Below are 14,024 nucleotides of genomic sequence, written 5' to 3'. Positions count from 1 at the left end.
CGCGCACCGCTTTGTGTCCCGAACACATCATGGTACGACCCGGCGGTGCTCACGAGGCGCCGGCCGGGCACTTGCATTTGGGGGTTACATGTTCAGGTCTTGCTTGGCTGCACTGGGTGCGGCGTTGTTCCTAACGGCCGCGCCGGCGATGGCCGCCGAAGAGGGTCCGATTGTCATCAAGTTCGCCCACGTGGTAGCGGACGACACGCCGAAGGGCAAAGGGGCGCTGCTGCTCAAGCAGTTGGTCGAGGAGCGCATGGCGGGCAAGATCAAGGTCGAGGTCTATCCGAACTCGACCCTGGTCGGGGACGCCGAAGAGATGCAAGCGCTGTTCGACAACAAGGTGCAGCTGCTGGCGCCGTCGATGTCCAAGTTCGCGCCGTACACCAAGAAACTGCAGGTGTTCGACCTGCCGTTCCTGTTCGATGACGCCGAGGCACTGCAGCGCTTCCAGAAGCGTGAAGCCGCACGCCAGTTGCTGCACTCGATGGCCGAGCACGGGGTGTACGGGCTTGCCTATTGGAACAACGGCTTGAAGCAGCTATCGGCTACCGTACCTCTGCGCAAGCCGAGCGATGCCGCAGGGCTGAAGTTTCGTATTCAGCCGTCGCCGGTGCTCGAGGCGCAGTTCGCCGCGGTTGGCGCCCAGTCCGTCGTGCTGCCCTTCGCCAAGGTCTATGAGTCGCTCAAGGGCGGTGTCGTGCAGGGCGCGGAGAACCCCTGGTCGAACATCCTCAGCCAGAACATGCACAGCGTTCAGCCCTATATCACCGAGAGCAACCATGGCGTGCTCGACTACATGCTGATCACCAACAACGAGTTCTGGCTGAGTATGCCGTTCGCCGTGCGTTCGGAGCTGGAGGGGATCATTCTCGAGGTGACCCAGGCGGTGAACCGCGAGGCCGCTGCGGTCAATCGCCGTGATCGCGAGCGAATCCTTGCCAGCGGCAGCAGCCAGCTGATCACCCTGACGCCGGACGAGCGTCAGGCCTGGCGCGAGCAGATGCTGCCGGTGTGGAAGTCCTACGAAGCGGATATCGGCGCCGATTTGATCCGCGCCGCCATGACGGTCAATCGTCGTCGTTGATCGTTCCGCCCAGCTCCCCGGCCAGGCAGGCCGGCGAGCTGGGACGCCCCAGCCGCTGCATTTCATCCTCCAGCCATTCGGCCAACACCTGGGCATTGTTCTGCTGTTCGTCTCGTGCGGCGTAGAGCAGCGTCAATGGGCCGCGTTCGGCCATCGCCAGCAGCGGCCACCAGTGCTCGGGGCGGGCTGCCAGCTCCTTCTGGTAACGCCGACGGAACTCCGCATAGTCGAGCGTGCCGCCCTTGAACGCCTGGCGTAGCTCGGTCGAAGGCGCGACGTCCGGCAGCCATGCCGCCAGCGCCAGGCTGTCCTTGCGACAGCCCCTGGGCCAAAGCCGGTCGACCAGCACACGTTGGCCATCGGTCTCGCTTGCTGGCTCATATACGCGTCTGCAGCGAATCATCGAAAGGGCCTCCGCAGCCTGATCCGTCAAGCATAGGTAAAAAATACGGATTGCTCAGGGTATAAAAAACTCTTGTGTAGGTTGTTAGGACCTAAATCTTTCGGGTTAAAAATACCCGAAACGCTTTATCTCTTTGATTTTATAGGCATTAAATGTCGGCACGCTTCGTGTAGAGAAGATGGGGTGGCAAAACCTATATCCGACAGGAGCGTGACATGAAAAAGGTAATGGTAGTGGTGGCGACCGTGGCAGTTCTGGGCAGCAGCCTGGTCAGGGCGGACGAGATTCTCGAAGTGCACCAGGACCGTGCCGTTGGTGGTGGTTTCGGTGGGCTCAGCGGTTTCATGCTCGGGGCGGCGGCGGGCGGCCCGATCGGTGCGCTGGTTGGCGGCGGCGTCGGTTACCTGCTGGGGCAGGGCGCACAGCAGGCGGCGGGGCTGGAGCAAACGCGCTATGTGGTCCGGCGTGAGGACGGCAGCGTCGCCCGCATCCGTACCTCCGATGACCGCTTCCTGCGCGGACAGCATATCGAGCGCGACGGCAGTCGGATCACCGCCTCGGCAGAATGATCGCCGGCGGGTAGTGCGTGGCGCGCTGTTTGCGGGATGATCGGGGCTGACATCGCCAGAGGAGGCACAGATGAGTTATTCCGTTCTGCACGTGGTGCACCTGCTGGCCGCGATCTTCTTCATCGGTACGCTGTTCTTTGAAGTGATGATTCTCGGCCGTATCCGCGAGCAGATCGGCGAGCAGACGATGCCGCTGGTCGAGCGCGCCGTCGGTGCGCGTTCGCGGGTGGTGCTGCACTGGGTCGTGCTGTTCGTCTACGGCGCGGGCATCGGCCTGGGCTGGTATCACCGCGAAGCGCTGGCCGACCCGCTGGCCAGCAGCTTCGCCACCTTGCTGATGCTGAAGATTGTGCTGGCGATCGGCGTGTTCTTCACCTTCGGCCTGGTCGCCATCCTGCTGCGCAAGGGGCGCATGACGCCGGCCCGCTATCGGGCGATCCACTGGGCCATCTTTGTGCAGATGATCGGCATCGTGCTGTTGGCCAAGGGCATGTTCTACGTGCATTGGTGAGGCTGCGCTGCATACCCAGTTTCGTCGGTTGCGGTGATGACCACGGTCAATTCTATTGAGGCTTCGTTGCATGTTTATCGGGCCTGATTCAGTCATCGCAGCCTCGTTGCTTTAGCGGCTGCGGGAACTAAGGTGGCTGCATCGTTTCCCGATCAGCAGAGGTTGCCCATGGATTTCGCCTATAGCCCACGTGTCGAGGCGCTGCGTCAGCAACTGCGCGCCTTCATGGACCAGTACATCGTGCCGCGAATAGGCGCCTGGCACGCGGAGGTGGCGGCCGGACAGTATCCCGTCTCCTTCATGGACGACCTCAAGGCGCTGGCGCGTTCGGAAGGGCTGTGGAACCTGTTCCTGCCGTCGCTCGGCGAAGACGAGCCGGGGATGGGCCTGAGCAATCTCGAATACGCGCCGCTGGCGGAGATCATGGGGCGCGTGCACTGGGCCTCGGAGGTGTTCAACTGCAACGCGCCGGATACCGGCAACATGGAGCTGCTGCACATGTTCGCCACGCCCGAGCAGCGCGACCGCTGGCTCAAGCCGCTATTGGAAGGTGAAATCCGCTCGGCCTTCGCCATGACCGAGCCGGACGTGCCGTCTTCCGACGCTACCAACATCCAGACGCTGATCCGTCGCGACGGCGACGACTACGTGATCAACGGTCGCAAGTGGTTCATCACCAATGCCTCGCATCCCAACTGCAAGCTCCTGATCGTGATGGGCAAGACCGACCCGAACGCCGAGACCCATCAGCAGCAGAGCATGATCCTGGTGCCGTTCGACACACCCGGTGTCGAGCTGGTGCGTAACATCCCGGTGATGAACCACATCGCCCCGGAAGGTCACAGCGAACTCCTGCTGCGCAATGTGCGGGTGCCGGCGAGCAACCTGTTGGGCAGGGAGGGCGACGGCTTCATGATGGCGCAGGCGCGCCTGGGGCCAGGGCGCATTCACCACTGCATGCGCTCGATCGGCATGGCCGAGCTGGCGCTGGAACTGATGGTCGAGCGCTGCCAGGAGCGCAAGGCGTTCGGCAAGTACCTGCAGCAGTATTCCAATGTCGCCGACTGGATCGCCGAGTCGCGTATCGAGATCGAGCAGGCGCGACTGCTGGTGCTCAAGACTGCCTGGATGATCGACGAGGTCGGCGCCAAGGCGGCGCGCAAGGAAATCTCGATGATCAAGGCGCTGGTGCCGCGCATGCACATCAACGTGGTCGACCGCGCGATCCAGGTCTACGGCGCCATGGGCCTGACGCCGGACACGCCGCTGGCCGACATGTGGACCGGTGGCCGCGCCCTGCGCTTTGCCGACGGCCCGGATCAGGTGCATCTGCGCAGCATTGCGAAGATGGAAATCAAGGCCAGTGAAGCCAGCCGCGGTGCCACGGCGGCTTATCTCACCCCGCCTGGTCGTCACTGATCGTGACTGCTGCTGGCCGCGCGACGCCACTGCGCGCGGCCTATCTCCGTTCGCGCGCATGCTCCGTCCTGGTTAGCTAGCTTGCGTCTCTCTCCTACTGGCCTAGGCTAGTCATTACAACGTCTTTGTTCACGGTCATGGTGTTCTTTTGACATGGGACAACGAAACCAGTCGCCGGGGGAGTCCTTGATTGCAATCAAGGGGAGGGATGTAGACGCTCACCTACCATCCGCTTACGCCAACCGTACAAGCAGGTAATTCGATGGCTTCCCGTGAAATCTGGTCGCTGGCCGGTACGTTCAGTACCTGGGTCAAGGGCTTTTTCATTCTGCTGATCCTGAGCGTCTGTGCATTGCCGCTGCAGGCCAGGGAATATGAAGCCGAGCAGCAGCGCCTCGACAAGTTCTTCCCCGGTGCCAGTCTCTCGGCAGCCGAGGGCGACTACCAGGTCCGCACGATCACCAAGGGCGACGAGATCCTTGGCTATGCCTTCCAGTCCATCAACGTGGTGGACATCCCCGCCTATTCCGGCAAACCCATCAACATGCAGGTGTTGCTCGATCCTCAGGGCGTGATCGTCGATGCCTACGTGCTCGAGCACCATGAACCGATCCTGCTGATCGGCATTCCCGAAGAAGAGCTGCACGCCTTCAATGCCAAGTACCAGGGTATCCACGTTGACCAGCGCGTGGTTGTCGGCCGTTCGCGGGACGAGAATGCGGTCACCATCGATGCGGTCACTGGTGCCACCGTCACGGTGATGGTGGTCAACGAGATCGTCATGCGCGCGGCGCATGACGTCGCGGTGTCGCTGGGGCTGGTGGAGAGCAAGGCGGGCGTCGCGCAGAAACCGGCCACCGTCCGCGCGGATTATTACGAGCCGGCAACCTGGAGCGACCTGACCGGCAACGGCGCGATCCGTCGGCTGCACCTGACCAAGGGCGAGATCGACGAGGCGTTCAAGGGCACCGAGGGCGAAGGCATCGACGAGGCGGCGGCAGATGAGGTGCAGGACACCTTCATCGACCTCTACGCCACGCATCTGAACCCGCCGACCATCGGCCGCGCGCTGCTCGGCGATGCGCACTACCGCACGCTGATGGACGAGCTCAAGCCAGGCGAGCACGCCATCGCGGTGATGGGCAGCGGCGAATACTCGTTCAAGGGCTCGGGCTATGTCCGCGGCGGCATCTTCGATCGGGTCCAGCTGCGCCAGTTCGGCAACGTCATCAGCTTCCGCGACATGGACTTCCAGCGGCTGGACGACGTCTATGCCGAAGGCATGCCCGACTTCAGCGAAATGGCGATCTTCATCGTCCGCGAGCATGCGGCGTTCGATCCCGGTTCACCCTGGACGCTGGAGCTGCTGGTGCGCCGCCAGACCGGCCCGATCAGCGGCATGTTCACCAGCTTCGAGCTGCCTTACCAGATGCCCGAGCAGTACATCGAGCGTCCGCAGCCGACCGCCGAGGAGCTGGCCGCCATCGAAGAAGCCAACCGGCCGATGTGGGTCAACATCTGGTACCAGAAGTCGTTCCAGATCGGCGTGATCGTCGTGGCGCTGGGCCTGCTGACGGTCATCCTGTTCCTGCAGGACAAGTTCACTCAGCGGCCGCGGTTCCTGCACTGGCTGCGTCGCGGCTACCTGGTGTTCACCGTGGTGTTCATCGGTTGGTACGCGCTGGGGCAGCTGTCGGTGGTCAACGTGCTGACCTTCGTCCACGCGCTGTTCCAGGATTTCCGCTGGGAGCTGTTCCTCTCCGATCCGGTGATCTTCATCATCTGGACCTTCACCGCCGCCAGCATCCTGCTCTGGGGGCGTGGCGTGTTCTGCGGCTGGCTGTGCCCCTTCGGCGCGCTGCAGGAGCTGATCAACGAAGCCGCACGCAAGCTGAAGATTCCGCAGTACGAGCTGCCCTTCGCCGTGCACGAGCGGCTCTGGGCGATCAAGTACATCGTCCTGCTGGTGCTGTTCGGCATCTCCCTCGAGTCGATGATGATGGCCGAGAAGGCCGCCGAGGTTGAACCCTTCAAGACCGCCATCACCCTCAAGTTCGACCGCCAGTGGTGGTTCGTCGCCTACGCGGTGTTCCTGCTGGTCATCAACATCTTCACCCGCAAGGTGTACTGCCGCTACGTCTGCCCGCTGGGGGCGGCGCTGTCGATCAGCAGCAAGGTGCGCCTGTTCGACTGGCTCAAGCGGCGCCCCGAATGCGGCAGCCCCTGCCAGCTGTGCGCCAAGGAATGCGAGATCCAGGCCATCCACCCGGATGGGCACATCAACCACAACGAGTGCCATTACTGCCTGGACTGCCAGATGACCTACCACAACGAAAACAAGTGCCCGCCGCTGATTCTGAAGAACAAGCGCGCCAAGCGCGGCAAGAAGGCACCGGCCGACCCGTCGCTGATTCCCGTAGTGCAAGTGGTGGAACCCTGAGCCGTCGCCGCAGGCGAGGCGCTCGATCGATGTGTTTGAAGCAGTGTCCCAAAGGAGCAAAACCCCATGAGTGACAAGAGCAAGAACAATCCCGAGGTGCTGGAGAAGGGCGGCATGAGCCGTCGTGGCTTCCTCGGCGCCAGCGCAGTGACTGGCGCGGCCGTTGCGGCCACGGCCTTCGGTGGCGCGGTGATGAGCCGCGAGTCCTGGGCCGCAGCGGTCAAGGACGCACGACAGAACATCCACGTCGCGCCGGGCGACCTGGACGACTACTACGGCTTCTGGAGCGGCGGCCACCAGGGCGAAGTGCGCGTGATGGGCATCCCGTCGATGCGCGAACTGATGCGCATCCCGGTGTTCAACGTCGACTCCGCCACCGGCTGGGGCCTGACCAACGAAAGCCGCGCGATCATGGGCGACAGCGCCAAGTTCCTCAATGGCGACTGCCACCACCCGCACATCTCCATGACCGACGGCAAGTACGACGGCAAGTACCTGTTCATCAACGACAAGGCCAACACCCGCGTCGCCCGTATCCGCCTCGATATCATGAAGTGCGACAAGATGATCACCGTGCCGAACTGCCAGGCCATTCACGGCCTGCGTCTGCAGAAGGTGCCGCACACCAAGTACGTGTTCGCCAACGCCGAATTCGTCATCCCGCACCCGAACGACGGCAAGGTCTTCGATCTGCAGGATGAAAACAGCTACACCATGTACAACGTCATCGACGCCGAAAAGATGGAGATGGCCTTCCAGATCATCGTCGACGGCAACCTCGACAACACCGACGCCGATTACACCGGCCGCTTCACCGCTGCCACCTGCTACAACTCGGAAAAGGCCTACGACCTCGGCGGCATGATGCGCAACGAGCGCGACTGGGTCGTGGTGTTCGATATCGAGGCGGCGGAGAAGGCGGTCAAGGCCGGCAAGTTCATCACCCTCGGCGACTCCAAGGTGCCGGTGCTCGACGGCCGCAAGAAGGCCGAGAAGGACAGCCAGTTCACCCGCTACATCCCGGTGCCGAAGAACCCGCACGGCCTGAACACCTCCTCCGACGGCAAGTACTTCATCGCCAACGGCAAGCTGTCACCGACCGTGTCGATGATCGAGATTGCCAAGCTGCCGGACCTGTTCGCCGACAAGCTGGCCGATCCGCGTGACACCATCGCCGCCGAAGTGGAACTGGGCCTCGGCCCGCTGCACACCACCTTCGACGGTCGCGGCAACGCCTACACCACCGTGTTTATCGACAGCCAGGTGGTCAAGTGGAACATGGCCGACGCGGTTCGCGCCTACAAGGGCGAGAAGGTCAACTACATCAAGCAGAAGCTCGACGTGCACTACCAGCCGGGCCACATCCACGCCTCGCTCTGCGAAACCAGCGAAGCCGATGGCAAGTGGCTGGTGGCGCTGTGCAAGTTCGGCAAGGATCGCTTCCTGCCAACCGGCCCGCTGCACCCGGAAAACGACCAGCTGATCGACATCTCCGGTGAGGAAATGAAGCTGGTGCATGACGGCCCGACCTATGCCGAGCCGCACGACTGCATCATGGCCCGTCGCGACCAGATCAAGCCGAAGAAGCTCTGGGACCGCAACGATCCGTTCTTCGCGCCGACCGTGGAAAGGGCGAAGAAGGATGGCATCAACCTGGAGACCGACAACAAGGTCATCCGCGACGGCAACAAGGTGCGCGTGTACATGACCTCCATGGCGCCGGCGTTCGGGGTGCAGGAGTTCACCGTCAAGCAGGGCGACGAAGTCACCGTGACCATCACCAACATCGACCAGATCGAAGACGTGTCCCACGGTTTCGTCATGGTCAATCACGGTGCGAGCATGGAGATCAGCCCGCAACAGACCTCTTCCATCACCTTCATCGCTGACAAGCCGGGGCTGCACTGGTACTACTGCAGCTGGTTCTGCCACGCGCTGCACATGGAAATGGTCGGCCGCATGATGGTCGAGCCCGCCTAAGCGGCTCCAGCCATCGCCCGTTTGCGGTCGGGCGATGGCGTCGCAATCCGCGAAGGGTTTCGGCATGCTGCCGCGACCCTTCCGGCAACCGCCGTTCGCCTGCAAGCTGAAGAAGGTCAAAACGCAGTGTTCAAAGCTCAGGCTGGTTTTTTCTCGCGATATCCCACAGCAGTCATGCTGCTGCTTCTATTCAGTGGTGCGGCTCAGGCGGCACCGCAATCGATCACCACCCTGCCGCTGCAGCCCGACGGTGAGAACCGCTGGCGCCTGCCTGCCGGGGAATATCAGGGGCAGTTCACCATCGAGCAGCCCATGCAGCTGCGTTGCGAGCCGGGTGCGACCATCCAGTCGCAAGGGCAGGGCAGCAGCCTGCTCATCAGCGCGCCCGACGTGCTCGTCGACGGCTGCACGCTGCGCGACTGGGGCTCCGACCTCACGGCCATGGATTCGGCGGTGTTCGTCCTGCCGGCCGCGCCGCGGGCGCTGATTCGGAACAACCGTATGCAGGGGCCGGGCTTCGGCGTGTTCGTCGATGGTGCCGCCGACGTGCAGGTGATCGGCAACGAGATCGTCGGTGAGGTGGACATTCGCTCGCAGGACCGCGGCAACGGCATTCACCTGTTCGCGGTGAACGGTGCACGCATCATCGGCAATCGGGTACGTGACGTCCGCGATGGCATCTACATCGACACCTCCAACGGCAACCACCTGGAGGCCAACGTCCTCGAGGATCTGCGCTATGGCGTGCATTACATGTTCGCCAACGACAACAGCGTGATCGACAACGTCACCCGCCGTACCCGCACCGGCTACGCGCTGATGCAGAGCCGCAAGCTGATCGTCACGGGCAACCGCTCCGAGCAGGATCAGAACTACGGCATCCTGATGAACTACATCACCTATTCGACCATCACCGACAACTTCGTCAGCGAGGTGCAGCGTGGCGATACCGGTGGCGACAGCATGATCAGCGGCGGCGAGGGCAAGGCGCTGTTCATCTACAACTCGCTGTTCAACACCATCGAGAACAACCATTTCGAGAAGAGCTCGCTGGGCATCCACCTGACCGCCGGCTCCGAAGACAACCGCATTTCCGGCAACGCCTTCGTCGGCAACCAGCAGCAGGTCAAGTACGTGGCGACCCGCACCCAGGAATGGTCGGTGGACGGCCGTGGCAACTACTGGAGCGACTACCTGGGCTGGGACCGCAATGACGACGGCCTGGGCGACGTCGCCTACGAACCCAACGACAACGTCGACCGCCTGCTCTGGCTCTACCCGCAGGTGCGCCTGCTGATGAACAGCCCGAGCATCGAAGTGCTGCGCTGGGTGCAGCGTGCCTTCCCGGTGGTCAAGTCGCCGGGCGTGCAGGACAGCCATCCGCTGATGAAGCTGCCGACTGAAGAACTCCTAACCGAAAAGCAGGAACCAACGTCATGAACGCCGTCGAGATCCAGGGCGTAAGCCAGCGTTACGGCAGCATGACCGTGCTGCACGATCTGAACCTGAACCTCGGTGAAGGTGAGGTGCTGGGGCTGTTCGGCCATAACGGCGCGGGCAAGACCACCAGCATGAAGCTGATTCTCGGCCTGCTTTCGCCGAGCGTGGGCCAGGTGAAAGTCCTGGGCCGCGCGCCGAACGATCCACAGGTGCGCCGCCAGCTCGGCTACCTGCCGGAGAACGTGACCTTCTACCCGCAGTTGAGCGGCCGCGAAACCCTGCGCCATTTCGCCCGCCTGAAGGGCGCGGCGCAGAGCCAGGTGGACGAGCTGCTCGAGCAGGTCGGCCTGGCCCATGCCGCCGACCGCCGGGTGAAGACCTATTCCAAGGGCATGCGCCAGCGCCTCGGCCTGGCCCAGGCGCTGCTCGGCGAACCGCGCCTGCTGCTGCTCGACGAGCCGACCGTGGGCCTCGATCCGATCGCCACCCAGGATCTCTACCAGCTGATCGACCGCCTGCGTCAGCGCGGCACCAGCATCATCCTCTGCTCCCACGTACTGCCGGGGGTCGAGGCGCATATCAACCGCGCGGCGATCCTCGCCAAGGGTCGCTTGCAGGCGGTCGGCAGCCTGTCGCAACTGCGTGCGGAGGCCGGGCTGCCGGTGCGCATCCGCGCCAGCGGCATCAGCGAGCGCGACAGTTGGCTGCAGCGCTGGACCGATGCCGGGCACAGCGCCCGCGGCCTCAGCGAGACGAGTCTGGAAGTGGTTGCCATCAATGGCCACAAGCTGGTGCTGCTGCGCCAGCTGCTCGGCGAGAGCGAGCCGGAGGACATTGAGATCCACCAGCCGTCGCTGGAAGACCTCTACCGCTATTACATGGAGCGCGCCGGTGACGTACGCGCCCAGGAGGGTCGCCCATGAACCAGGTCTGGAACATCGCCCGCAAGGAACTCAGCGACGGCCTGCGCAACCGCTGGCTGCTCGCCATCAGCCTGCTCTTCGCCGTGCTCGCGGTGGGCATCGCCTGGCTCGGCGCTGCGGCGTCCGGCCAGCTCGGCTTCACCTCGATTCCGGCGACCATCGCCAGCCTGGCCAGTCTGGCCACCTTTCTGATGCCGCTGATCGCGCTGCTGCTGGCCTATGACGCCATCGTCGGCGAGGACGAGGGCGGCACGCTGATGCTGCTGCTGACCTATCCGCTGGGGCGCGGGCAGATCCTGCTCGGCAAGTTCGTCGGCCACGGGCTGATCCTCGCCCTGGCGGTGCTGATCGGCTTCGGCTGCGCGGCGCTGGCCATCGGGGTGCTGGTCGAGGATGTCGAACTCGGCATGCTGTTCTGGGCGTTCGGCCGCTTCATGATCTCCTCGACGCTGCTCGGCTGGGTATTCCTCGCCTTCGCCTACGTGCTCAGCGGCAAGGTCAACGAGAAGTCCAGTGCCGCCGGGCTGGCGCTCGGCGTGTGGTTTCTTTTCGTGCTGGTGTTCGACCTGGTGCTGCTCGCGCTGCTGGTGCTCAGCGAGGGCAAGTTCAATCCCGAACTGCTGCCCTGGCTGCTGTTGCTCAACCCCACCGACATCTACCGGCTGATCAACCTGTCCGGCTTCGAGGGCAGCGGCAGCGCCATGGGCGTGCTCTCGCTCGGTGCCGACCTGCCGGTGCCGGGCGCGGTGCTCTGGCTCTGTTTGCTGGCCTGGGTTGGCGTTTCGCTGTTGCTGGCCTACGGCATCTTCCGCCGTCGGCTGGCCTGAATTCATGAATCAAAAAGGAAATCCTCTATGAACGCACTGCATCGCATCGGCGCCGGAACCTTCCTCGCTCTGCTGCTTGCTGTCGGCCTGGCCGGCTGCGGCGAGAAGGAAGAGGTCGAGCAGGCGCTGGACCCGGTGGCCTTCCACGACAGCGACGAATGCCATGTCTGCGGCATGATCATCAGCGACTTCCCCGGGCCCAAGGGGCAGGCGGTGGAGAAGGGTGGGGTAAAGAAGTTCTGCTCCACTGCCGAGATGCTCGGCTGGTGGTTGCAGCCGGAAAACCGCCTGCTCGACGCCAAGCTGTACGTGCACGACATGGGCCGTAGCGTTTGGGAAAAACCGGATGACAGTCACTTGATCGACGCAACCAGCGCCTACTATGTGGTCGGCACGTCGCTCAAGGGGGCCATGGGGGCATCGTTGGCGACCTTCGCCGACGAGCAGGCGGCCAAGCGTCTGGCCGAGGAACACGGTGGCCGCGTGCTGCGTTTCGATCAGATCGATCAGGCGCTGCTGCAGGAAGCGGCGAGCATGCAGCATGGCGGCATGCACGAGCACATGCCGGCCGATCGACACAATGCACACGCGGGTCACTGAGCCGCGATCAATTCCGCTACATCCGAGGTAAGCACAATGATGGGTATCAGCGTCTGGCAACTTCTGATCATTCTTCTGATCGTCGTCATGCTGTTCGGCACCAAGCGCCTGCGCGGTCTGGGCTCCGACCTGGGCAGCGCGATCAGCGGTTTTCGCAAGTCGGTGAGCGACGGTGAAACGACCGCGAGCAGTGAGACGGTGAAGCAGGAACTCAAGTAAGCGTCTGCCTTCCTGCGGCGCCGGTCCACCCGGTCGCCGATCCGAGACCTGCCGGCGCGCCTGTCCGCGCTTGCAGGTCAGCTTCGCATCTCCGCGCGGCCGCATGGCCGCCTTGCACCGCAATGGTGCATCTTCGAGCCGGTCTTCGGCGCCGCATGTCACTTTTCCGCCGCCTCGGAAAAAAGCTGATCGCAATCAAGTCTGCCGAGCGCTCCTACCCTGTAGAAAGTAACCCTGGCTCCCGCTTTCTGGAGCGCTCATCTGCCCGTTGCGCCCACGACTGTGCGCTACGGGACATGGCAATACTGGAGGCCTTCCGTGCAAGTTATCGACCGGCGAAAAGCCCTGAGTATCCCGCCTATCTGGCGGCTCGCGTTTCGCCCCTTCTTTCTCGCCGGCAGCGTCTATGCGCTGCTGGCAATTCCGCTCTGGGTCGCCGCCTGGACCGGGCTCTGGCCGGGCTTTCAGCCCACCGGCGGCTGGCTCGCCTGGCACCGTCACGAAATGCTGTTCGGCTTCGCCATGGCGATCGTCGCCGGCTTCCTGCTGACCGCGGTACAGACCTGGACCGGGCAGACCGCGCCCTCCGGCAACCGTCTGATGGGGCTGGCGCTGCTCTGGCTGGCGGCACGCCTGGGCTGGTTGTTCGGCCTGCCAGCCGAGTGGCTGGCGCCGCTGGACCTGCTGTTCCTGCTGGCCCTGGCCTGGATGATGGCGCAGATGCTCTGGGCGGTGCGGCAGAAGCGCAACTACCCGATCGTAGTGGTGCTGGGCCTGATGTTCGGTGCCGACCTGCTGGTGCTGAGCGGCCTCCTGCAAGGCAGCGATGCCCTGCAGCGCCAGGGCGTGCTGGCCGGCCTCTGGCTGGTGGCGGCATTGATGGCGCTGATCGGCGGGCGGGTGATTCCGTTCTTCACCCAGCGCGGGCTGGGCAAGGTCGAGGCGCTCAAGCCCTGGGTATGGCTGGATGTCGCCCTGCTGGTGGGCACCGGTGTGATCGCCCTGTTGCATGCAGTTGGCATCGCCATGCAGCCACACCCTGTGCTGGGCCTGTTGTTCGCGGCTATCGGCGCCGGGCATCTGCTGCGTCTGGCGCGCTGGTATGACAAGGGCATCTGGAAGGTCGGCCTGCTCTGGTCGTTGCACCTGGCGATGCTCTGGCTGGTGGTCGCGGCGTTCGGCCTGGCGCTCTGGCATTTCGGTCTGCTGGCGCAGTCCAGCCCGTCGCTGCATGCGCTGAGCGTCGGCTCGATGAGTGGCTTGATCCTGGCCATGATCGCTCGGGTGACCCTCGGCCACACCGGTCGGCCGCTGCAGTTACCGGCGGGCATCGTCGGGGCCTTCGTGCTGTTCAACCTCGGTACGGCTGCGCGGGTATTCCTCTCGGTCATCTGGCCGGTCGCCGGGCTGTGGCTGGCAGCGGCCTGCTGGGCACTGGCCTTCGCACTCTACGTCTGGCGCTACGCGCCGATGCTGGTCGCGCCCCGTGTGGATGGACACCCGGGCTGACAACGCAAGTCGCAATCGGCAGGTGCCGCCGCACCTGCCACACCTAACCAGCTTGAAAACCGCTGCCTCTGGCGAGGCGGCCTGTGACTCGACGCGT

Annotated in this window: 13 protein-coding genes; 12 read left to right on the top strand and 1 reads right to left on the bottom strand. The window is 63.8% G+C overall.

From position 1 onward, the window contains the following. Positions 1-88 precede the first annotated feature (88 nt). The gene (locus OUY36_RS18200) at positions 89-1,087 is read left to right on the top strand and encodes a TRAP transporter substrate-binding protein (RefSeq protein WP_208216731.1); all 999 of its coding nucleotides are present in this window, start codon (positions 89-91) and stop codon (positions 1,085-1,087) included. Here the strand turns inward: OUY36_RS18200 and OUY36_RS18195 are convergent. After that, positions 1,071-1,490: a DUF488 domain-containing protein gene (locus OUY36_RS18195; protein ID WP_267935436.1), complete on the bottom strand. Its 420-nt coding sequence runs from the start codon at positions 1,488-1,490 to the stop codon at positions 1,071-1,073. The two genes, OUY36_RS18200 and OUY36_RS18195, sit on opposite strands and share 17 nt — an antisense overlap. Positions 1,491-1,705: 215 nt before the next feature. Here OUY36_RS18195 and OUY36_RS18190 point away from each other — a divergent pair, with 215 nt between their 5' ends. From OUY36_RS18190 to OUY36_RS18140, 11 genes are all read left to right on the top strand, one after another. Beyond that, positions 1,706-2,059, top strand: coding sequence for a hypothetical protein (locus OUY36_RS18190; protein WP_110775939.1), 354 nt, complete (start codon positions 1,706-1,708; stop codon positions 2,057-2,059). 70 nt (positions 2,060-2,129) lie between these two features. Next, complete coding sequence (locus OUY36_RS18185; protein WP_063542029.1) at positions 2,130-2,570, top strand: CopD family copper resistance protein; 441 nt, start codon at positions 2,130-2,132, stop codon at positions 2,568-2,570. Between the two features lie 168 nt (positions 2,571-2,738). After that, on the top strand, positions 2,739-3,989 hold the full coding sequence (locus OUY36_RS18180; protein WP_267935433.1) for an acyl-CoA dehydrogenase family protein: 1,251 nt from the start codon (positions 2,739-2,741) through the stop codon (positions 3,987-3,989). A gap of 262 nt (positions 3,990-4,251) precedes the next feature. Continuing rightward, the gene (gene nosR / locus OUY36_RS18175; protein WP_267935431.1) at positions 4,252-6,429 is read left to right on the top strand and encodes a transcriptional regulator NosR; all 2,178 of its coding nucleotides are present in this window, start codon (positions 4,252-4,254) and stop codon (positions 6,427-6,429) included. A 66-nt stretch (positions 6,430-6,495) separates the two neighbouring features. After that, entirely contained in the window at positions 6,496-8,409 is a 1,914-nt protein-coding gene (gene nosZ, locus OUY36_RS18170; protein ID WP_095460775.1) for a TAT-dependent nitrous-oxide reductase, read from the top strand. Between the two features lie 126 nt (positions 8,410-8,535). Then, the gene (locus tag OUY36_RS18165; protein WP_267935428.1) at positions 8,536-9,849 is read left to right on the top strand and encodes a nitrous oxide reductase family maturation protein NosD; all 1,314 of its coding nucleotides are present in this window, start codon (positions 8,536-8,538) and stop codon (positions 9,847-9,849) included. Further along, positions 9,846-10,772 carry an ABC transporter ATP-binding protein gene (locus tag OUY36_RS18160; protein WP_267935426.1) on the top strand — a complete coding sequence of 309 codons (927 nt, stop codon included), beginning with the start codon at positions 9,846-9,848 and terminating at the stop codon, positions 10,770-10,772. The genes OUY36_RS18165 and OUY36_RS18160 overlap by 4 nt, the downstream gene beginning before the upstream one ends. Continuing rightward, the gene (locus OUY36_RS18155) at positions 10,769-11,599 is read left to right on the top strand and encodes an ABC transporter permease (RefSeq protein WP_267935424.1); all 831 of its coding nucleotides are present in this window, start codon (positions 10,769-10,771) and stop codon (positions 11,597-11,599) included. Before OUY36_RS18160 ends, OUY36_RS18155 begins: the two co-directional genes overlap by 4 nt. Positions 11,600-11,626: 27 nt before the next feature. Then, entirely contained in the window at positions 11,627-12,199 is a 573-nt protein-coding gene (locus OUY36_RS18150; protein ID WP_014597692.1) for a nitrous oxide reductase accessory protein NosL, read from the top strand. Between the two features lie 36 nt (positions 12,200-12,235). Continuing rightward, positions 12,236-12,418: a twin-arginine translocase TatA/TatE family subunit gene (gene tatA / locus OUY36_RS18145; RefSeq protein WP_014597691.1), complete on the top strand. Its 183-nt coding sequence runs from the start codon at positions 12,236-12,238 to the stop codon at positions 12,416-12,418. 318 nt (positions 12,419-12,736) lie between these two features. Next, positions 12,737-13,927 (top strand): NnrS family protein, encoded by a 1,191-nt coding sequence (locus OUY36_RS18140; protein WP_267935421.1) that lies wholly within the window; start codon positions 12,737-12,739, stop codon positions 13,925-13,927. Positions 13,928-14,024 lie beyond the last annotated feature (97 nt).

It is taken from the genome of Stutzerimonas sp. R40042, from assembly GCF_026642215.1.
Taxonomy (GTDB): domain Bacteria; phylum Pseudomonadota; class Gammaproteobacteria; order Pseudomonadales; family Pseudomonadaceae; genus Stutzerimonas; species Stutzerimonas frequens.
The sequence above is the reverse complement of the archived record's forward strand: the minus strand, read 5'-3'. Positions and strand labels throughout refer to the sequence as shown.

Coding starts and splice junctions, on each gene's coding strand:
- OUY36_RS18200 (WP_208216731.1), top strand. CDS start 89: ATGTTCAGGTCTTGCTTGGCTGCACTGGGTGCGGCGTTGTTCCTAACG.
- OUY36_RS18195 (WP_267935436.1), bottom strand. CDS start 1,490: ATGATTCGCTGCAGACGCGTATATGAGCCAGCAAGCGAGACCGATGGC.
- OUY36_RS18190 (WP_110775939.1), top strand. CDS start 1,706: ATGAAAAAGGTAATGGTAGTGGTGGCGACCGTGGCAGTTCTGGGCAGC.
- OUY36_RS18185 (WP_063542029.1), top strand. CDS start 2,130: ATGAGTTATTCCGTTCTGCACGTGGTGCACCTGCTGGCCGCGATCTTC.
- OUY36_RS18180 (WP_267935433.1), top strand. CDS start 2,739: ATGGATTTCGCCTATAGCCCACGTGTCGAGGCGCTGCGTCAGCAACTG.
- nosR (WP_267935431.1), top strand. CDS start 4,252: ATGGCTTCCCGTGAAATCTGGTCGCTGGCCGGTACGTTCAGTACCTGG.
- nosZ (WP_095460775.1), top strand. CDS start 6,496: ATGAGTGACAAGAGCAAGAACAATCCCGAGGTGCTGGAGAAGGGCGGC.
- OUY36_RS18160 (WP_267935426.1), top strand. CDS start 9,846: ATGAACGCCGTCGAGATCCAGGGCGTAAGCCAGCGTTACGGCAGCATG.
- OUY36_RS18155 (WP_267935424.1), top strand. CDS start 10,769: ATGAACCAGGTCTGGAACATCGCCCGCAAGGAACTCAGCGACGGCCTG.
- OUY36_RS18150 (WP_014597692.1), top strand. CDS start 11,627: ATGAACGCACTGCATCGCATCGGCGCCGGAACCTTCCTCGCTCTGCTG.
- tatA (WP_014597691.1), top strand. CDS start 12,236: ATGATGGGTATCAGCGTCTGGCAACTTCTGATCATTCTTCTGATCGTC.